Source organism: Hyphomonas sp. BRH_c22 (genome assembly GCF_000961795.1).
In the GTDB taxonomy this organism is placed as follows: Bacteria; Pseudomonadota; Alphaproteobacteria; order Caulobacterales; family Hyphomonadaceae; genus Hyphomonas.
In genome coordinates this window covers 1-20,268 of the sequence record NZ_LADU01000139.1, presented here as the reverse complement: position 1 = coordinate 20,268, position 20,268 = coordinate 1, and the positions used below count along the sequence as shown (strand labels likewise).

17 protein-coding genes are annotated in these 20,268 nt (G+C 63.0%); 15 read left to right on the top strand and 2 right to left on the bottom strand.

The window, feature by feature from the left end; all coding sequences use genetic code 11:
• Position 1: 1 nt before the first annotated feature.
• The 6 genes from VR74_RS19740 to VR74_RS19715 all read left to right on the top strand — a co-directional run bounded on the left by VR74_RS19740 (position 2) and on the right by VR74_RS19715 (position 5,990).
• Positions 2-1,048 carry a LacI family DNA-binding transcriptional regulator gene (locus VR74_RS19740; RefSeq protein WP_299951473.1) on the top strand — a complete coding sequence of 349 codons (1,047 nt, stop codon included), beginning with the start codon at positions 2-4 and terminating at the stop codon, positions 1,046-1,048.
• 95 nt (positions 1,049-1,143) lie between these two features.
• Complete coding sequence (gene kduI / locus VR74_RS19735; protein WP_045699759.1) at positions 1,144-1,992, top strand: 5-dehydro-4-deoxy-D-glucuronate isomerase; 849 nt, start codon at positions 1,144-1,146, stop codon at positions 1,990-1,992.
• A gap of 12 nt (positions 1,993-2,004) precedes the next feature.
• Entirely contained in the window at positions 2,005-2,763 is a 759-nt protein-coding gene (kduD, locus tag VR74_RS19730; protein WP_045699757.1) for a 2-dehydro-3-deoxy-D-gluconate 5-dehydrogenase KduD, read from the top strand.
• 18 nt (positions 2,764-2,781) lie between these two features.
• Complete coding sequence (locus tag VR74_RS19725; RefSeq protein WP_045699755.1) at positions 2,782-3,780, top strand: sugar kinase; 999 nt, start codon at positions 2,782-2,784, stop codon at positions 3,778-3,780.
• Positions 3,781-3,814: 34 nt separating this feature from the next.
• On the top strand, positions 3,815-5,386 hold the full coding sequence (locus VR74_RS19720; RefSeq protein WP_299951470.1) for a carboxylesterase/lipase family protein: 1,572 nt from the start codon (positions 3,815-3,817) through the stop codon (positions 5,384-5,386).
• 28 nt (positions 5,387-5,414) lie between these two features.
• Positions 5,415-5,990 (top strand): hypothetical protein, encoded by a 576-nt coding sequence (locus tag VR74_RS19715; protein ID WP_299951468.1) that lies wholly within the window; start codon positions 5,415-5,417, stop codon positions 5,988-5,990.
• Positions 5,991-6,015: 25 nt separating this feature from the next.
• On the opposite strand, the gene uxaC is transcribed toward VR74_RS19715, so the two are convergent.
• A complete protein-coding gene (gene uxaC, locus VR74_RS19710) occupies positions 6,016-7,428 on the bottom strand; it encodes a glucuronate isomerase (protein ID WP_045699751.1) in 1,413 nt (470 codons plus the stop codon).
• 156 nt (positions 7,429-7,584) lie between these two features.
• On the opposite strand from uxaC, the gene VR74_RS19705 reads away from it, so the two are divergent.
• From VR74_RS19705 to VR74_RS19680, 6 genes are all read left to right on the top strand, one after another.
• Entirely contained in the window at positions 7,585-9,084 is a 1,500-nt protein-coding gene (locus tag VR74_RS19705) for an altronate dehydratase family protein (RefSeq protein ID WP_045699873.1), read from the top strand.
• Entirely contained in the window at positions 9,081-10,544 is a 1,464-nt protein-coding gene (locus VR74_RS19700; RefSeq protein WP_299951462.1) for a mannitol dehydrogenase family protein, read from the top strand. Before VR74_RS19705 ends, VR74_RS19700 begins: the two co-directional genes overlap by 4 nt.
• A gap of 92 nt (positions 10,545-10,636) precedes the next feature.
• Positions 10,637-11,563, top strand: a complete 927-nt coding sequence (locus tag VR74_RS19695) for a TRAP transporter substrate-binding protein (protein WP_366462958.1) — start codon at positions 10,637-10,639, stop codon at positions 11,561-11,563.
• A complete protein-coding gene (locus VR74_RS19690) occupies positions 11,560-12,069 on the top strand; it encodes a TRAP transporter small permease (protein ID WP_045699748.1) in 510 nt (169 codons plus the stop codon). Before VR74_RS19695 ends, VR74_RS19690 begins: the two co-directional genes overlap by 4 nt.
• The gene (locus tag VR74_RS19685) at positions 12,060-13,340 is read left to right on the top strand and encodes a TRAP transporter large permease (protein WP_045699746.1); all 1,281 of its coding nucleotides are present in this window, start codon (positions 12,060-12,062) and stop codon (positions 13,338-13,340) included. The genes VR74_RS19690 and VR74_RS19685 overlap by 10 nt, the downstream gene beginning before the upstream one ends.
• Positions 13,341-13,350: 10 nt before the next feature.
• Positions 13,351-14,712 carry an alpha/beta hydrolase fold domain-containing protein gene (locus VR74_RS19680; RefSeq protein WP_299951456.1) on the top strand — a complete coding sequence of 454 codons (1,362 nt, stop codon included), beginning with the start codon at positions 13,351-13,353 and terminating at the stop codon, positions 14,710-14,712.
• A gap of 102 nt (positions 14,713-14,814) precedes the next feature.
• On the opposite strand, the gene VR74_RS21425 is transcribed toward VR74_RS19680, so the two are convergent.
• Positions 14,815-15,096, bottom strand: a complete 282-nt coding sequence (locus VR74_RS21425) for a hypothetical protein (RefSeq protein WP_299951556.1) — start codon at positions 15,094-15,096, stop codon at positions 14,815-14,817.
• Here VR74_RS21425 and bcsA point away from each other — a divergent pair.
• From bcsA to VR74_RS19665, 3 genes are all read left to right on the top strand, one after another.
• Positions 14,990-17,131: a UDP-forming cellulose synthase catalytic subunit gene (bcsA, locus tag VR74_RS19675; RefSeq protein WP_366462956.1), complete on the top strand. Its 2,142-nt coding sequence runs from the start codon at positions 14,990-14,992 to the stop codon at positions 17,129-17,131. The two genes, VR74_RS21425 and bcsA, sit on opposite strands and share 107 nt — an antisense overlap.
• Positions 17,128-19,323 (top strand): cellulose biosynthesis cyclic di-GMP-binding regulatory protein BcsB, encoded by a 2,196-nt coding sequence (locus VR74_RS19670; RefSeq protein ID WP_045699744.1) that lies wholly within the window; start codon positions 17,128-17,130, stop codon positions 19,321-19,323. Before bcsA ends, VR74_RS19670 begins: the two co-directional genes overlap by 4 nt.
• Positions 19,320-20,268, top strand: a 949-nt coding sequence (locus VR74_RS19665; protein WP_045699742.1) for a hypothetical protein, incomplete at its 3' end; no start/stop codon positions are given. The genes VR74_RS19670 and VR74_RS19665, both read left to right, overlap by 4 nt.

The following is a 20,268-nucleotide window of genomic DNA, read 5'->3' as shown; positions in this document are numbered from 1 at the left end:
CATGACCGATGATTCTCGGCGAGACAAAGACACAAGGCGCCAGACGCCGGTCACCATCATCGACATTGCCCGCATGGCCAATGTCTCGAAAAAGACGGTCTCGCGCGTCATAAATGAATCGCCGCTCGTGCGCGAAGAAACGCGTGAGATCGTCAAGCAGATCATCAAGGAAACGGGCTTTACCCCGAATCCGCAGGCGCGCGCGCTCGCGTTTCGGCGGTCATTCCTGATCGGGCTCGTCTATGATAACCCGAGCCCGCAATATGTGGTCAACATGCAGCGCGGCATCCTTGATGCGCTGGACGAGACCAGCTTCCAGCTCGTCCTCAGGCCCTGTGACCGGGCCGATGCCAATTACCGGGAGCGGGTGGAATCCTTTGTCGTTCAACACAAGCCTTTCGGCCTGATCCTGACGCCATCGGTTTCCGAGGATGATGAGCTGGCCGAAATGCTGCGCGAGCGCAACTGCGCCTATGTCCGCATTGCGTCCGTCGAGATCGACAAGCCGGACCTGATCATTCGCACGCATGATGCGCAGGGCGCCGAGCTTGCCGCGCGTCATCTCGCCCAGCTCGGCCACAAGCGCATCGGCCACATTCACGGCCCCAATACGTTCCGCTCAACCCATGAGCGCCTCGCCGGCTTCACGAAAGGCCTTGCCGATTTCGGCTTGACGCTCGATCCGGACCTGACAATCGAGGGGGCCTACACATTTGATTCCGGCGTGCAGTGCGCCACCACCTTGCTGCACAAGCAGGATCGTCCGACGGCAATATTTGCAGGCAATGACGAAATGGCGGTGGGTGTCTATGTCGCCGCCCGGAAGGCCGGTCTGCAGATCCCGCAGGATCTCTCGATTGTCGGCTTCGATGACACCCCGATTTCGTCGCGCATCTGGCCGCCCATGACGACCGTCCGGTCTCCCATTCGCGATGTTGGCCGCGCCGCAGCACGGCGCCTGATACAGGTCGATGGCGGCAGCGCGGCCCAGCCGCCGGGCGCATTTGCGCTCGAATTGATCGTCAGGGAGTCGACAGAGGCGCTTTAGGCGGTCTGGTCCGGTTGCCACGCTGCGGACCGGGTGTTATGACACCGGTTACCAAGGTCCGGACGGGCCCAGCAGGAATTTCCAGGAGGATCTCTATGTTCAACAAGGTTTATCATGCCACGCATCCAGACATGATGGATGGTGTCGAAAACGAGAAGCTCCGCGAACGCTATGTTGTCTCGGACCTGTTTGCAGCAGATGCGGTCAACCTGAACTATTCCCACAATGAACGCTTCGTGATCGGCGGGGCTATGCCCGTTAAAACGGCTGTGGCCCTTCCAGCCCAGACCGAGCCGGAATCGGCCAAAGGCCATCCCTTTCTTGAACGCCGCGAACTGGGCATCATAAATGTCGGCGAAGGCGCGGGCACCGTTTCGGTTGATGGCGTAACCCATCCATTGGCGCCGCGCGACGGCCTCTATGTGCCCATGGGCAGCAAGGACATTGTCTTCACGTCCGACGATGCGTCCAGTCCGGCAAAATACTATCTCGTGTCGACGCCTGCGCATGCGCGGTATGACCTTGCAAAGATTTCCATAGACAAGGCCGTGCCGCTAGAGCGCGGGTCGCTCGCCGAAAGCAACGAGCGCACGATCTATCAGTTCATTGTGCCGACAACGGTGAAATCCTGCCAGCTTCTCCTGGGCCTGACGGTTCTCAACACAGGCAGCGTCTGGAACACGATGCCGCCGCACCTGCATGACCGCCGCTCGGAAGTGTATTTCTACTTCGGTCTCGGTGAGAAGGATCGCGTGTTTCACTTCATGGGCGAAGAAGACAAGATCCGCCATATCGTCATGGAGAATGACGAGGCGGTCATCTCGCCGCCCTGGTCGATCCACATGGGCTCAGGCACGAAATCCTATGCATTCATCTGGGCCATGGGCGGGGAAAACCTCGACTATACCGACATGAACGTGCTCGACATCTGCCAGCTCAAATAGGCGGAACCTGACATGGCGAATCCCTTCGATCTCACCGGCAAGGTTGCGCTGGTCACCGGCGCCAATACGGGCCTCGGCCAGGGTATGGCGGTCGCGCTGGCAGAGGCCGGCGCAGATGTCTGCCTGGTCGGCCGCTCGGCGCCGGATGAAACGGTCGCGAAGATTGAAGCGCTGGGGCGCAGGGCGCATGTCATCCTTGCCGATCTCTGCTCTGCAGACGGCGTGGGCGCCATTGTTGCCGAAACCGTTTCCGCGCTGGGCGGCATCGACATCCTGGTCAACAATGCCGGCATCATCAAGCGCAACGATTCCATCGACTTCACATTCGACGAATGGGACGCGGTGATGAACGTCAACCTCCGTACCCTGTTCTTCCTGTCGCAGGCCGCAGCGCGCGAGATGATGAAATCAGGCAAGGGCGGCAAGATCGTCAACATCGCCTCGATGTTATCGTTTCAGGGCGGCATAAGGGTGCCGTCCTACACGGCATCGAAAAGCGGTGTGGCCGGCCTGACCAAGATCCTCGCCAATGAGTGGGCGGGCCACGGCATAAACGTCAACGCCATCGCGCCCGGCTATTTTGCCACAAACAATACGGCGGCCCTTCAGGCCGATGAAACGCGCAACACGGAAATCCTTGGCCGCATCCCGGCGGGCCGCTGGGGCGATCCGTCCGACCTTGGCGGCGCAATCGTCTTCCTCGCCTCGCGCGCATCTGACTATGTGCAAGGCATTACCTTGCCCGTCGATGGCGGCTGGCTCGCCCGCTGAACGAAGGACCGAACACCCATGGGTCACCGCGTCACCTGTTTTGGAGAATTGCTCCTCCGGCTCACCGCGTCAGGGCGTGAGCGCCTGATGCAGACGGGCCATTTCGACGTGCATGTCGGCGGCGCAGAAGCCAATGTTGCGGTGTCGCTCGCACGCTTTGGCCACCCGGTTTCCATGGTGTCCACGGTCGCCGGCAATGACCTTGGCGAAGCGGCTGTCGGTGAACTCCGGCGCCATGGTGTCGACACGGCGTTCATAGACCGGGCCGCAGGCCGCATGGGTCTCTATTTCCTCAGCACCGGCGCCGTGCGGCGTCCGTCGCAGATCGTGTATGACCGCGCCGGATCGGCCTTTGCCGAAGCAGACCTTGCCGCGCGTGACTGGGCAGCCACGCTCACTGGCTGCGAATGGTTTCATGTGTCAGGCGTCACGCCGGCAATCGGCCTGAACGGCGCAGGGGCATCCCAGCGCGCCGTCGATGCGGCGCTTGCGGCAGGGGCAAAGGTCTCGTTTGACGGCAATTATCGGGCCCAGCTCTGGGCGAACTGGGATGGCGACGGCCCCGCCATCCTGCGCGGGCTGCTCGAAGCAGCCACGCTCGCCTTCATCAACGAACGTGACATCAGCCTTATCCTCGGTGAGGCCATCGCCGGCCGCGACGCGGCCTATGCGGCTGCGTTCGAACAGTTTCCGCGCCTCGAATACATCGCCGCCACGACCCGCACCCAGTACAGCGTCGATCATCACGCAATCGAGGCCGAACTGGCCACGCGGGACGGTCACTGGCGTTCCAGGTCACATGAACTGGTTGGCATTGTCGACCGGATCGGGGGAGGCGATGCCTTTGCGGCGGGCGTGCTGCACGGTTTGCTGTCCGGCATGGCAAACGATCAGCTGATCGAATTTGCGGCCGCCGCCAGCGCGCTCAAACATTCCATTCCGGGCGATTTCAACCTCGCCAGCATCGCTGATGTCGAAGACGCCATCGGCACAGAAAACCTGGACGTGCGCCGCTAAGAGCGCCCGCCAGAAAGGGAGTCTCGAAATGCACATGAACCGCCGCGCCGTGATTCAGTCCGGTGCAACTCTATCGCTCATGGCGCCACTCATGGGCTTTGCTCGCAAGCCCGCAGACAGTCCTGCCGCCGTCACGTCAAACGGGCCGGTACGCGGCTATTCCACCGGTGGTATCGCAATCTTCAAGGGAATCAGGTACGGCGCCGATACGGCCACGACCCGGTTTGCCAAGCCGGCACGGCCCGATCCTTGGACGGATGTCCAAAGCGCCACGTCTTATGGCGCGGCTTGCCCCCAGACGGGCGACCGCGAAGTCATGAGTGAAGACTGCCTCTTCCTCAATGTCTGGACATCCGGCATCGCAGATGGCGGCAAGCGCCCGGTCATGGTTTATTTCCATGGCGGGGCCTATGCCTCAGGCTCCGGGTCTGATGCGCTCTATGACGGCACGAACCTCGCTACAAAAGGCGATGTCGTGGTCATCACGGTCAATCACCGCCTCAACGCTTTCGGCTATCTCTCGCTCGCCAGGCTCAACCCCGATTACCCCGACAGCGGCAATGCCGGCATGTGGGATCTCGTCCTGGCCCTCGAATGGGTTCGCGACAATGCAGTGGCTTTTGGCGGAGACCCGTCGCGCGTCATGGTGTTCGGCCAATCCGGTGGCGGCGCCAAGATCGCAACCCTGATGGCCGCGCCTTCTGCGAAGGGACTCTTCCATTCAACAGCCACTATGAGCGGCCAGCAGGTCACCGCGTGCGGTCCCCTCAATGGCCAGGCGCGCGCCGAAGCCTATCTCGATCAGCTGTCAATCGGCGCGGCAGATACAAATGCCCTGAAAACCCTGCCTGCCGATAGATTGGTTGAAGCGCTTGCCGCCTGCGATCCGGTCAATCCCGCGCTGGGCCTCTATTTCGGGCCTGTCATGGATGGCCGTTTCCTCAGCCGCCACCCCTTCTGGCCGGATGCGCCGTCTCAATCGACCGACCTGCCGATGATCCTCGGCAACACACGCGATGAGACCCGCAACCTGATCGGCGGCCGCGAGCCTGACAGTTTCACGCTCGACTGGGCCGATGTTCCGGCCCGGCTTGAGCGTCACATGCGCTGCGACATCGATCCGCACGAAGTCGTCGCCCGCTACCGGGAGATCTATCCGGACTACACGCCCACCGATGTCTTCTTCGCCGCCACGACGGCCGGCCGGTCATGGCGCGGACAGGTCGAGGAAGCCGACGTGCGGGCGCGGGAAAATGGCCCGACATGGGTATACCAGATGGACCTCGCCTCTCCCGATGATGGCGGCAAGTGGGGCGCCCCGCACACAATCGACATCGCCCATGCTTTTGACAATCCGGGGGCGGGGGGATCGATCACCGGAACCGGGCCCATGGCGCGCCGGGTGTCGGATGAATTGTCACGGGCCTTCATCGCCCTCGCCCGGTCGGGTGATCCCAGCCATGCCGGCCTGCCCTCCTGGCCGCGGCACACATTGCCCAATCGCGAAACCATGGTCTTCGGGGAAACCACAAGGCTCGTGAACGATCCGCGCAAGGCCGAGCGCGAGCTCTTTGCCAAAGTGCCATTCACCCAATGGGGCACCTGATTGACCTCAGCCTGAGAGGAGACACAGCGTGTCTGACCGCCGTAACCTTGCCATCCATATCTTCCTCGCCACCCCCTTCGTCGTCGCCTGTTCGCCGAGCGAGGTTGCGCCAGCACCAGTACCGGAAATAGCCGAGGAGGTCGAAGAGACCGAATTGACTGAACCGGCACCGCCTGTCGAGATCACCGATCTTTCCGTTTCCGAGATACCGGATGACGTCCGGGCGCTTGTCCTGGCAGCCGTGCCTGACATCAAGATCGCCGGTGCCCAGCGCAAGGCCCGTGATGGCCGGGTCTATTTCGACGTTGAAGGCGAACTGCCCGACGGCAGCGAGATCGAGTTCGATATTCTCGAAACCGCGAACGGTCCGGAAGTCGTCGAAGTCCAGCGCGATCTGGATTGGGCCGACATTCCCGTACTTGCGCGCGATGCCGCTATCGCCGCGAATGCTGATGTCGCGCCGGTGCGTGTCATCGAATCCCGGCAGGCCGATGACAGCATCATCTACGAACTGTTCGCTGACGGCCAGCCGGCCGATCCCGCCATGGAAGTGCGCGTCAAAGACGGCGTGGCTGAAGTCCTCAGCGAACGCTGGCCGCACTGAGCGCTGGCCGCACTGAGCGCTGAACTTAGAGTTTGTAAGCCACCTTCGCGAGATCATAGGCCAGCGCGCGGGCAAGCTCATGCGCCTCGTCCAGTTCCAGCCGGTGTTCGGCCACCAGCCGCGCCAGGAAGGCGCTATCGACGCGCCGGGCCACGTCGTGACGCGCTGGAATGGACAGGAAGGCGCGTGTGTCGTCATTGAAGCCGACCGTATTATAGAAGCCCGCTGTCTCGGTTGTCTGCTCCCGGAACCGGCGCATGCCTTCAGGGCTGTCATGGAACCACCAGGCCGGGCCGAGCTTCAGCGCCGGATAATGGCCTGCCATCGGGGCCAGCTCCCGCGAATAGCTCGTTTCGTCCAGTGTGAAGACGATGATCGACAGGTTCGGATCATTCCCGAACCTGTTCAGCAGCGGCCGCAACGCGCGGATGTATTCCGTTGCGCTCGGCAAGTCGGCACCCTTGTCGCGGCCATGGCTGTTGAACAATGACGTGTTGTGATTGCGGAATGCACCCGGATGGATCTGCAGCACGAACCCGTCATCAAGGCTCATGCTGGCCATCTCTGTCAGCATCTGTCCCCGGAACAGATCGGCCTCGGCTGGCGTCGCCTTTCCGGCAATGACAGAGGCAAACAGCCTGTCGATGTCCGCCTGGCTCAGGTCCGCCGTCATTGCGGTCGGATGGCCATGGTCTGAAGAGGTCGTGCCCACCGCTGCAAATTCGGCCCGGCGCTTGCGGTGCGCGGCGAGATAACCGTTCCAGCTGCGCGTATCCTCGCCGGTCATATCGGCGAACAGGTCAAGCGATGACTGGAAGGCTTCATGCTCAGGATCGACAACGGCATCCGGTCGGTAGGCCGACACGACGCGGCCCTGCCAGCCTGACGCCTTGATCGCGTGATGGTGTTCCAGCGTATCGGTCGCGCCTTCGGTCGTCGCGATCAGTTCGATATTAAACCGTTCGAACAGGGCGCGCGGGCGGAAGGCCTCTTTCTTCAGCGCCGCGTCGATGGTCTCGTAATAATGGTCTGCCGTATCCGCGCTCAGGACCACATCCAGCCCGAACACGGTAGCAAACGTATGGTCCAGCCACAGGCGCGATGGCGTGCCGCGGAACAGTTGGTAATTCGCGGCGAACAGGCGCCAGGCCTCGTGCGGGTCGGTATCCTGTGCGCCCGCCCGTGATGGCACGCCCAGATCCTCAAGGCGGATGCCCTGGCTGTAAAGCATGCGGTAGATGTAATGGTCCGGTGCCAGCATCAGTTCGGCTGGGTTGCCGAATGGCGCATTGCTGGCGAACCAGCGCGGATCCGTATGGCCATGCGGACTCAAGATCGGCAGGTCCTTCACGCCGGCATGGAGGTCACGGGCAATCGCCCGCTGCGTCGGATCAGATGAGAACAGGCGGTCGTCGTGAAGCTTGAGTGTGTTTGTCATCGTCTCATCCGTATCGCGCTGGCGGCCGATTCCGAATCCCGGGGCACCGCTCTTGCCAAATATATGACACCGGTTACCATAGAGACAAATCACAGACTAGGGCAGGGCTGAAAAGAATGCCCGAAACCCGGCAGGGACGGAACGCCAATGAACGCCATGACTGGCCTCAAGACACTTGACGCAATGCGCGTGACGCCCGGCGACCATGTCGGCCTTGCCTTGCGTGACCTCACCGCAGGTGAGCGCGTTGACGTGGCTGGCGTGCCCGTCGAACTCGCTGAGGCGATTGGCAGGGGCCACAAGTTTGCGCTGGCGCCCATCGCGCAGGGCGGCATCGTGCTGAAATATGGCTGGCCGATCGGACACGCGACCCAGGCCATCGCCGTCGGTGAATGGGTGCATTCGCACAATCTCGAAACCACCCTCTCCGGCCTCGCGGCCTATACCTACGCCCCCGCCCCTGCCGCACCACTGCCGCCCCCCGCCAACGCCACGTTCATGGGCTACCGCCGCGCCGACGGGCGTGTCGGAACCCGCAATGAAATCTGGGTCATCGCCACGGTCGGCTGTGTCGCCAATGTCTGCGAGAAGATTGCCCGCCTCGCCCGTTCCGAATTTGCCGGAGAGGTCGATGGCATTACCGCAATCACCCATCCGTTCGGCTGTTCCCAGCTGGGCGACGACCTGTCGGCGACCCGCCGTATCCTCGCAACACTGGCGGGACATCCCAATGTGGGCGGCGTCCTGTTCGTCGGGCTCGGCTGCGAGTCCAACCAGCTTGATGCCCTGCTGGACTCAGCGCCCTGGCTCGACCGGTCGCGGGTCCGCAGCGTCCGCAGCCAATCGGTCGAAAATGAAATCGAAGCTGGCCTCGAAGCTATCGGCGAACTCGTTGCCATCGCCGCAGAAGATGAACGCGAAGCCTGCCCGCTGTCGGCTCTGGTCATTGGCCTGAAATGCGGCGGCTCTGACGGGTTCAGCGGCCTGACCGCCAACCCGCTCCTCGGCCGCCTCACCGACCGCGTCACCGCCGCCGGGGGCTCGGCCATTCTCACCGAAATCCCGGAAATCTTCGGCGCCGAACAGCTTCTCATGTCCCGCGCAGCGTCGCGTCAGGTGTTCGATGCACTCGCCAGCGTGATCAATGATTTCAAGCAATACTTCATCGACCATGACCAGCCGGTCTACGAAAACCCGTCGCCCGGCAACAAGGATGGCGGCATCACGACACTGGAAGAAAAGTCCCTCGGCGCGGTGCAGAAGGGGGGCAGCGCGCCGCTGGTTGATGTCATCCGCTATGGCGAACGCCAGACCATGCCGGGCCTGACCCTGCTGGAGGCTCCCGGAAATGACGCCGTGTCATCGACCGCCCTCGCGGCGGCCGGTGCCAATGTCATCCTGTTCACCACAGGCCGGGGCACGCCGCTCGGCTTCCCGGTCCCGACCCTCAAGATTTCATCGAATTCCGCGCTCGCCGCCCGCAAGCCCGGCTGGATCGACTTCAATGCGGGCGGTCTTGTTCAGGGCCGTAGCCCGGAAGAGGCCGACGAGGCTTTCCTCGCCTGCGTCCTCGACATTGCCAGCGGAACACCGGCCTGCAACGAAAACAATGACGAACGCTCCATCGCGATCTGGAAGCGCGGAGTGACGCTTTGACCCTCGCGCTCTCCACACAGAAACTGAACACCGCGTCGCTCGCGAATGCAGATCCCCAGCGCGTCGCCGTGCCAGCCTATGATCGATCCACCGTTCGAACCGGCGTGCTTCACATCGGGCCGGGCGCATTCCACCGCGCTCACCAGGCAGACTATTTTGACCGCCTGCTCGCGAGTGACCCGCGCTGGGGCATCCATGGCGTATCCATAAAAAGCGCGGCCCTGCGTGAGGCGATCCGCCCGCAGGACAATCTCTACACGCTCGCCATTCTCGATGAACAGGTCCGCTATCGTGTCATCGGGGCCATGACGCAGGTCTCCACAGTGCAAGACGATGCCTGGCGCAATACGTTCCTGTCGCCGGATCTTCACCTTGTGACACTGACGGTGACCGAGAAAGGCTATTGCCTCGGTTCGGACGACACACTTGATTTCACCCATCCGGATATCGCGGCAGACCTGCTCGATCGCACATGTCCGTCCAGCGTGATCGGATTGCTCGCGGAAGGTCTCCGCCTGCGCCACGCCGCCGGCCTCGCGCCGATCACCGTGCTCACTTGTGATAATCTGCCGTCAAACGGCCGGAAACTGCGCGAGGCCGTTCTGGCTTTTTCCGCCGCTATTGATCGGGAACTGTCCGGGTGGATTTCAAACGTCATCGTCTTTCCTTGCTCGATGGTGGATTCCATCACGCCTGCGACGGATGATTCACGCAGGCAAAGCGTTGCTGCGGCAACGGGCCTCGAAGAGAATTGGCCCATCCAGCGCGAAGCCTTCTCATCCTGGGTGATCGAAGACAGGACCGGTCCGGGTTTCCCTGATCTGTCCCGCGTTGGCGCCATCATGACAAATGATGTCGAGGCGCACGAAAAGGCCAAGCTGCGCCTGCTCAATGGCGCCCATTCAACGCTTGCCTATCTCGGCCTCGCCCTCGGCCACCAGACAGTGTCCGGCGCCATGCAGGACGCGGCCCTCGCCGGCATGATCGACACGATGATGCACCGCGAGATCGCCTCAGGTCTGCGCGCGCCGCAAGGCCTCGACCTCAACGCCTACCGTCAGGCCCTGCTCAAACGCTTCCGCAATCCGGCCATCGCGCACAGGCTGTCGCAGATCGCATGGGATGGGTCGAAGAAACTGCCCATTCGCCTGCTCGATACGATCACCGAAAACCTGGATGCAGGCCGGCCGGTAGATGGCCTCGCAACAGGCGTCGCCGCATGGATGCGTTTCGTGCGCCGGTCGGCGCTGAACGGCTCTGCGATCACGGATCCCCTGGCAGACCGGCTGATCCGGATCGGCGCTGCCTGCAATGACAGGCCGGAGTCTGATGTCGCGCGCTTCCTGGAAGTGGGCGAGGTGTTTGCGCCGTCGCTGGCGTCTCAACCGGCTTTCGTGACAAGGATGGAATGGGCCTATGCCCGCGTAATGGCGCTGGAATCCGGGGAGGAACAGCTTTGACGATTCAATCGCCGCTCTTTGACGGGGGCCGGCCAGACCGGCGAACGGTTCTCGCGGCCGGTGCCGCTGCCGGGCTTCTTGGTGCCTGCGGAATGCAGAAGGGCAGGGCGTTTCTCTGCGCCGACGCGCACCCCGAAGAATATCCCACCGTCCAGGCGGTGAAGGAAATGGGGCGCCTGCTGGATGAGCGCACGGGCGGCCGCCTGGGCATCAGGATCTATGCGGGCGGCCAGCTCGGGTCAGAGCGCGACACGCTCGAGATCACGACCTTTGGCGGCCTCGACATGAACCGGGTGAACCTTGCCCCGCTCAACGCCATCGAGCCGATGACTGTCATTCCGTCGCTGCCTTTCCTGTTCCGCTCCACGGCGCACATGCGGGCCGCGCTCGACGGCGCGCCGGGCGACGAACTCCTCGCCTCCCTCAACCGGCACGGGCTGGTCGGGCTCTGCTTCTACGATTCCGGCGAGCGCTGCTTCTACAACACCAAACGCCCCATCCGCACGCCTACCGACATGACCGGGATGAAAATCCGTGTCCAGAACTCCGATCTTTACGTCGCCATGATCAAGGCGCTCGGCGCTGACGCAACGCCAATGTCCCTCGGCGAAGTCTACCAGTCGCTGGTTCAGGGCGTGATCGACGGCGCCGAGAATAACTGGCCCTCCTATGAGAGCGGCCGACACTTCGAAGCGGCGCCCTATTACAGCCTGACCGGGCACGTCATGGCGCCGGAAATTCTCGTCATGTCGCTCAGCCGCTGGAACAAGCTTTCGGAAGACGACCGGCACACCGTGCGGCAGGCAGCCCGCGATTCCGTCCCGTTCATGCGCGCGCTTTGGGACAAACGTGTCGATGAATCCCGGACCCGTCTGCTCGCAGCGGGCGTCGAGGCCAACGAGGTGGACGACAAGAACCAGTTCATCGACCTGATGCGGCCAGTCTGGGACCGGTTCGTCGTCACGCAAGACCAGAAACGTCTGGTGGCAGAGATAGAAGCAATGGGGGGAGGGGCATGATCGGCGCATTGGCGAAAGCCACGCATTTTGCGGCAGACTGGCTGGTGCGGATCGCCGCGGCCGGACTGGTCGCGATGACCGCCATAGTCGGCTGGCAGGTGTTCGGGCGGTATGTCCTGAATTCCAGTCCGTCCTGGTCCGAACAGGCCTCACTCACATTGATGATCTGGTACGTGTCGCTCGCGGCCGCTGCCGGTGTGCGTGAAGGATTCCACATCCGGATTGTCGCGCTGGAAGCGGCGATGCCGCCAAAGGTCCAGAGCGCGATGCGCGTGGCGTCCAACACGATTGTCGGCCTGTGCGGTGTCGCCATGCTGGTCTGGGGCGGCGAACTCGTCGTGAAGACCTGGGGACATGTCATCCCGTCGCTCGGCCTGCCGCGCGGCCTTGCCTATCTCGGCCTGCCGATTTCCGGCGCCCTCATGGCCCTGTTCGCGCTGGAGCGCGTGCTTGAGGAACTTGTCGGCAAACCCCTTGAAGATGAGGAGGATCCGAGGTGGAGCTAGCCATACTCCTCATAACGCTGCTGGTGCTGCTGGCCCTCGGCGTACCCGTCGCCTATTCGCTCCTCGGCGCTTCGATTGCGACATTCGTCGCGCTCGACATTCCGCTCGTGGTCGTCTTTCAGCGCATGGCGGCTGGCGTCAGTGTCTTCACGCTCATGGCCATCCCCTTCTTCATCTTCGCCGGCGACCTGATGTACCGGTCGGGAATCGCACAGCGGCTGGTCCAGGTCGCGGAAGGCGCTTTCGGCCGGACGCGTGGCGGGCTTGGCCTCGTCAATGTCGGCGCGTCCACCCTGTTCGGCGCTGTGTCCGGTTCCGCCATTGCCAGCGCCTCGGCCATGGGCTCCACGCTGATGCCGCTGATGAAGGAAAAGGGCTATGATGGCGACTATGCCGTCAACGTCACCGTGACGGCAGCGATTGTCGGCCTGCTGATCCCGCCCTCGCACAACATGATCATCTACTCCGCCGCCAGCGGTATCGGCGTCTCGATTGGCGACCTCTTCCTCGCCGGCATCGTGCCGGGCGTGCTGACGGCAATACTGCTCATGGTCGTCGCCTGGCGTGTTGCCGTGCTGCGCGGATATGCCAAGGGCACTTTTCCCGGCTGGCGCACCTTCCTGCGGGCGCTTTTCCTCGCCATACCGGGCCTGATGGCGGCCATCATCATCATGGGCGGCATCCTGTCGGGCATCTTCACCGCCACCGAATCCTCGGCCATTGCCGTCATCTATACGATCATCATCGGGGCGTTCGTCTATCGCACGCTCGGATGGTCACGCTTTGCCGAGGCTGCCATCCAGTCGGTCAAGATCACCGCCATGGTGCTTCTCATCATCGGGGCGGCGACCGCCTTCGGCTATGCGCTCGCCATCCTTGAGGCACCCACCAAACTCGCCAGCCTGATCACCTCCACGACGGACAATCCGATCCTCGTATTGCTCATCGTGAATGTCATCCTGCTGGTCCTTGGCACTTTCATGGACATGTCGCCGCTCATCGTCATCACCACCCCGATCCTCTTGCCGGTGGTGATGCAGGTCGGCGTCGACCCGGTTCATTTTGGCATCGTGATGATGCTCAACCTCGGCATCGGCCTGGTCACGCCGCCGGTCGGGTCAGTCCTGTTCGTCGGCGCGGCGGTTGGAAAGGTTCCCGTCGAACAGGCGGTGAAAACAATCTGGCCCTTCTACAGCGCGCTCCTGCTCTCACTGATGATGATCACCTTCGTGCCGCAGCTCTCGCTCGCCCTTCCGAACATGTTCAAGTGAGGAACGCCTCATGCGTCTGATCGTCTGCCTGTTCTTCCTCGCCGCGTGCGCGACGCCTCTCCCGATCCAGGTAGAACAGGGTGCCCCTCCGGTCACGAAGGCGCCGCTTCCCATGGTGGTGGTGCGCGAAGCGGACGTCATCAGCGAGGAGGCGCCTCCCCACGGCGCGCTCGGCATGAGCACTGCATACCGCATCTCTGATGCCGCACCCGGGCGCACGATGGAATTCCGCCGGCGCGACCTTCATCCGGGTTCTGCGATTGGCGAGCACGTCATTGCCCACGATGAGGTCTATTATGTCCTCTCCGGGCAAGGCGAAGTCTTCTCAGACGGAACCACGGCGCATCTCACTGCGGGCATGGCGGCCTACCTTTATACCGGGGCCAATGTCGGAATCCGGCAGACCGGCGATGATCCCCTGTCGCTGATCATTTCCTACCCAAAATCCCTGGGCGATGATGATGCGCTTCTCGTGGATCTCGATCGCCAGCCTGACGAGACGATCCCTCTCTGGCCCGATGGCCCGCCCGGCGGCGTCCCCGATGGCCTGGCCCAGCACTATGTCATCCGGGACAATCCGTATGGCCTTGTTGATCGCGCCTTCCATGACGTGACGGATCCGGCCCTTGCCGTCTTCAGGCCCGAACACCCGGATGGCTCAGCCCTGCTGCTCATCCCCGGCGGCGGCTACAAATGGGTCGTTGTCGAGAAGGAAGGCTATGAAGGCGCGCGGTGGTTCGCGCGGCGCGGCACCACCGTCTATGTCCTCTCCTATCGTCTGCCGCACCAGGGCTGGGCGGCCGGGCCGGACACGCCGCTCCAGGATGCCCAGCGTGCCATGCGGCTCATTCGCGCGCGGGCAGGAGATTCGGGTATTGATCCATCCCGCGTCATGCTCATGGGTTTCTCTGCTGGCGGCCACCTCGCCGGCTCCCTGACCACGCGCTTCGCAGCAGAAGTCTACGCGCCCGTCGATGCGGCCGACACGCTATCGGCCCGGCCGGATGCCAGTGTGCTCGTCTATCCCGTGATCACGCTCTCGCAGCCGCATACACATGGCTCAACCAGCCAGAACATGATTGGCGCGACATCGGACGCAGACACGCTCGCAAAATATTCGGTTGAAACATCCGTGCCCGCCGGCGCGCCGCCTGTCTTCATCCTGCATGCAGGGGATGATGACGTCGTTCCTGTCGAGAACGCGCTGATCGCCTATGACGCGTTCCGGAAGGCAGGCGTGAAAGCCTCGCTCCACATCTTCGAACACGGTGGCCATGGTTTCGGCCTGCGGGGCATCGACACGGATCCGCTCCGTGTGTGGCCCGAACTCGTCCGCGACTGGGGCGTTTCCGAAGGCATCTTCACCGACTGATCCTCAGCGGCGCCCGCTGACGAGCCATCTGCCTTAACCCTATACTGCCGGACAGGTGAGCGGGACCCGCCTTAACGGCCGGCGCGATTCCATTTACTCCGTTTACAGAAGTGATACTGGCATTAACCCATGATGGTTGATGAAGCCTTGCATCTTAGCGATGACTTCATGTTGTTTTGGCAAGCCTGTTTTTGGAATGACCCAAAATAGAAAACATCCGATGGCGCGTAGAACCAGGAAATCAACAGCGTTCGTGCCCGCATCCCGTTTCGCGCCGATGCGGACATTCAGTGCTGTTTTCATGCTTGGCAGCGTCGCGGTCCTGGCTGCCATTCCAACGCCGGCCTTGGTGCAGGTCCAGTTATGTGTTGCAACGATTGTCACGCTATTCCTGATGGGCTGGCTTCGCCCAGCCGGCGGGCCGTTTCGCAGCTTCATCTCGCTGCTGATCGTCTTTACAAGTACGCGTTACATGATCTGGCGCGTGACAGAGACCATGCCGACCGATTCCGCGATCTCGATCATGGGCGGGATCTTTCTCCTTGGAGCCGAAACCTATGGCTACATCCTTCTCCTGCTCTCCACCTTCCTGTCAGTTGACGTGTACAAGCGGACGCCGCGCCCTGCACCGATCGCGCCGGAGTCCTGCCCCACCGTCGACATCCTGATACCGAGCTATAATGAACCGGACGACCTGCTCGAAGTGACGCTGACTGCCGCGCTCAACGTCAATTATCCCGAGGGCCGTGTAAAAGTGTACTTGCTCGATGATGGCGGCACGCTCGCCAAGCGCAACCAGGCAGACCCTGTAAAGGCCGCCGAAGCGCAGGCCCGTTACGAACACTTGCAGGAAGTCTGCGAACGGTTGGGCGCGCACTACCTCACCCGCGAAAAGAATGACCACGCCAAGGCAGGCAATATCAACGCGGCCCTGAAGCAGACAGACGGCGATCTCATCCTCATCCTCGACGCGGATCACGTCCCATCAACCGACATTCTATCGCGGACGGCCGGCTACTTCGTCGAAGATCCGAAACTCTTCCTCGTTCAGACCCCGCACTTTTTCCTCAATCCGGATCCGCTCGAACGCAACCTTGGCACGTTCAAGAACATGCCGAGCGAGAACGAGATGTTCTATTCGGTCATCCAGCGCGGCCTCGATGGGCTTAACGCATCCTTCTTCTGTGGATCGGCCGCCTTGCTCAGGCGAAAATACATCATGGAGATCGGCGGCATCCAGGGTGACACGATCACCGAAGATGCCGAGACCGCCCTCGAACTCCATTCGAGAGGCTACCGAAGCGCCTATGTTGACCGCCCCATGGTCGCCGGCCTGTCGCCCGAGACCTTCTCGGGCTTCATCATTCAGAGAATGCGCTGGACCCAAGGCATGGTCCAGATCTTCCTGTTGAAGAACCCGCTGCTCAAGAAGGGCCTGACATTCGCCCAGCGGGTCGGCTACTTCAATTCCTGCTTCTACTGGTTCTTCCCGCTGGCGCGCATGGCCTTCATCCTGGGCCCGCTACTTTACCTCCTGTTCGGGATCCAGGTCTATGTCGGCGACCTCTCGGATTTCCTCATGTACGGCCTGCCGCACATTGTCGGCGCCTTGATGCTCTCGTCCATCCTGTACGGGCACACGCGCTGGGCGTTTGCCTCCGAACTCTACGAAGTCATCCAGTCCATTCATTGTTCGGGCGCCATTCTGGAAGTGCTGCGCAATCCGCGTGCGCCCAGCTTTGCCGTGACGCCAAAAGGCGAAAGCCTCGACGAGAGCTTCGTGTCGCCGCTGGCCCGGCCTTTCTACATCCTCATTGCCATTGTCTGCCTCGGACAGGTCGCAGGCATCATTCGCTGGTTCGTCGATCCTGTCGGGGCAGGGGTCATATCCGTGCTCCTGTTCTGGAACACGTTCCACCTCCTCCTGCTCGTCTCGGCGCTCGGCGTTCTGTACGAACGCTCCCAGCAGCGGGTCTTCCCGCGGTTCGAGACCGACCGCGATGTCGACCTGACCTATCTGGGCGTCACCGTCCCGGGCAAGATGACCGACATCTCGATCACCGGCCTCGGCGCGCTTGTCCCCTTCGGAGAAGGCAAGCGTTTCGACGTCGGGGACATGTTCCAGGCCGATGCCCGCGAACTCGGTGCAACCTCGCCCTCCATGCTCGATCTCAGGGTTCTGTCCGCCGTTGACCGCCCGAACGGCCAGAAACTGGGCCTGTCCTTCGTCATTCAGACGCCTGAGCAATGGTCCGCCGTTGTCGCGCTGATGTATTCGCGCAGCGAGAACTGGAAGACGTTCCGCGACCGCCGGGCCCAGTCCGACAATATGGGGTCCAAGATCGCGGGTCTCGTCCGCTCCAGCCTGTCCCATGCCATGAACCATATCCAAGCCGTTTCCCGGGAAGTACGCTCATGATCACCTCACTCCGCTCAACCGCCCTCGCGATTGTCCTGGCCGCCGCCCCGCTCGCCTTGCCCGCGCTTGCGCAGCAGGCGCCGTCTGACGATGCCGTCTATGACGTCTATGCCCGCTTCCGGGATAATCCGCAGGTCACGACCGAGCGTCTCGAGAACGGCTTGTGGCGTGCCCGCCTGCCGCTCGCCGCGCTCCGGCCCGAGCAGGGCGCCATCCGTCTCAACGGCGCAAAGGCGACCGAAAACGTCTCCTTCGCCGTTGCGCCGCAGGCTGACATTCAGTCAGCCCGCCTGATCCTGCGCCATGCCAGCGGCCGTGCGCAGGAAGGCGCCAGGCCGCAACTGCGCCTCGAACTGAACGGCCGCTTCATCGCCCAGGTCGACGGCGTCACGGAACGTGCCGCTGCCGTCAATGAGATCGTGCTCGATCCCGCGCTCGTCCAGTCCGGCTTCAACACGCTGCGCATCGATGCCGTCCAGCGCTACACCTATGGCTGCCAGGATCCCGACGCGGCTGAACTCTGGACCGATGTGGACACCTCCCGCTCCTATGTCGAGATCGTCTATGCGCGCCACAATTTCGCAGGCTCGCTGGCCGACCTGGATGCGCTGGTCACCGCAGGCGTCGGCGGCGTCGACACACTCGGCATCCTTGTCGGCGATGGCGAGATGAATGCCGAAACGCTGCGCTGGGGCACCATCGCCTCACAGGCCGTCGCCAACCGCCTCGCCTACCGGCTGCCCGCAATCTCACGCTTCGAGACAGCGTCACTCGGCGACACGGCCCAGGGCGCAGACCTGGTCGCCATCGGCACGCCGGAACAAATGTCAGCCATTGCCCCTGCTGGTCTGGCAGACCTGAAGGGCGAGGAGTCCTGGCTGTCGATCAGTCCGTCGCCTGCCGATCCGTCACGCTTCCTCATCATCGCCTCCGGGCGGACCCCGGCGGCCATTGAAGGCGCCGTCCGCGCCCTTGCGGCTGGCGACTTCCCGCTGTCGGATACCAATGCCATTATCCTGACGCCCGCCGAAGTGCCAACCGGCGCCATCCTGCCGGGCACGCAGCCCTTGCGGGCGGACGCGAAATACACGTTCAGGGATCTCGGACGGGGCAATACCTCGCTCCTTGGCCAGCAGCGCGGCGACATATCGCTTGATTTCGAACTGCCTGCCGACACGCGCTTCCCGGCCAATAGCGAAGTCCTGCTCTCGCTGGATTTCGCCTATGGAGCCGGTCTCGATGAAGCCTCGGCCGTCAACATTGTCGTCAATGACCAGTTCCAGCGCGCAGTCCGGCTCACCAATCCGGATGGCGAAGTCACGCCCGGCTACGAGATCCCGCTGTCAGCAGCGGCCCTGCGCCCGGGCCGCAACCATGTAACCTTCCAGGTCGAACTGTCGACCAGGGCGGAAGGCGAATGCTCCTCGCGCAGCCTGCGCCATCTCGCCTTCATCCTGAAGGATACGTCCACCCTGACGCTGCCTCCGGTAGACCGCTTCGTCGCCTTGCCGAACCTCGCCCTGCTCGCCGAGGCAGGCTTTCCCTATACCGGCCTGCAGCCTGAAAAATTCGCGGTCCGCGCGGCAGACACGGGCAGCGACACGGCGGCGGCTGTCTGGACGCTGGGCGCGAAGCTCGGCCAGATTCACGGAACCGTCTTCACCCATACCGATTTCGGTTTCGGGCTGGACCTGCCGGATGCCCACACGCTTGTCGTCGGCGCCCGTCCCGGGCTCGGCGGTTTCCTGCCCTCCGAGCTCAGCATGTCGGCCCAGCTGACCGGCGGTGCCGGAGACGGTTTCACGCGCGACTTCACCTCGGTGGATCTGGGCGATAATGGCCTGCTCATTGCGGGCCAGTCGCCGCAGTACCCAGGCCGGCTTGTCACGCTCGTCACGGCAGAATCAGGCCCGCAGCTTGTCGCCTCCGCGCGGTCGCTCGTAAAGCCGAGCCACTGGACCCAGCTGAAGGGCGGCGCCGCTGTCTGGCGCAGCAATGCTGCGACGCTAGTGACGCAGGAACCTGTCGCGGCCTTCGAGATCGGCAACATGAGTCCCGCCGAGATGGCCCGCATGAAAACCGGCCGGGCCTCATGGCGCTGGATTCTCACCATCGGGGCCATTCTCTTCGCCCTCGCGTCCGTTCTGGCGCTGATCGCCCGCTACATGCGTGACCGGATGAATGAAAAGTGAGGCAAGGCCGCCGCCTCCTCTGCACGGCTGCTGTCAGTGCGCTTGTCATCCTTACGGGCGGCGGCCTGACTGCGGCACAAGCCCAGGTCGCGATGGCGAAAAATTCCGAAGGCGTTTTCGCCATCGGCATCCCCTCAGGCGACGAACAACCGGCAGAGGATCCTGTCCGGGCAGTCCCACGCGCCCCCGCCCCAGCGCAGGTCCAGGCCACCTGGGATCTTGGCGCTGCAGGTCAGTGGGATTCGGCCTATCGCCTTCTGGGGTCGCTCGAAGACGCGAACGCAGGCTGGAAGGCGCCCGCCAATCTCACAGTCTATCTCGCCAACGGTCGCCGCGACCAGCGCATCCGCGACGCCCTTGAGGCCCGGGACTGGGCGGCCGCACTGGCGCTGCTGCCGGACGCAAGCGCGCACAAATGCGACATGCCTTTCCATATCTGGTCCCGGGCCGAAGCCCTGGAAGGCATGGGAAACCAGACCGACCTTTCAACCTTCTACATCCGCTCCCTGACACATTGTGATGACCCGAAACTCGTCGCCTCCCTGGCTGAGCGCAGCCTCTCAGTGCTGGATGCGGATGGTCTCGCGGCGCTGGGCGAGCTCGACACGCTCAGGAACAGCCCGGACCCCGCAATCATCCTCGCGCATCAGCGCATCCTGCGCGCCGCAACATGGGCCCGCTTCGAGGCAGCCGTCGCAGCAGGCGATTTTGCCGCCGTAAAGCGCCTCGCTGGCACCTCCGATGATCCCCGCCTCCTCGCGCAGGCTGGCTGGACATTCCTTGAGCCCGACGCGGTCCGCGCGGCCGGCTATTTCGAACGGGCGCTGGCCAGTGGCGCCGATGAAGACGCCCGCCGCGGCCTTGTCATGGCCGCGCTCGCTGCAGGCAACATCCCGGCTGCCCGCCAGGCCATCGCGCAGGCTGGTGACCCCGCGCAACTCACCA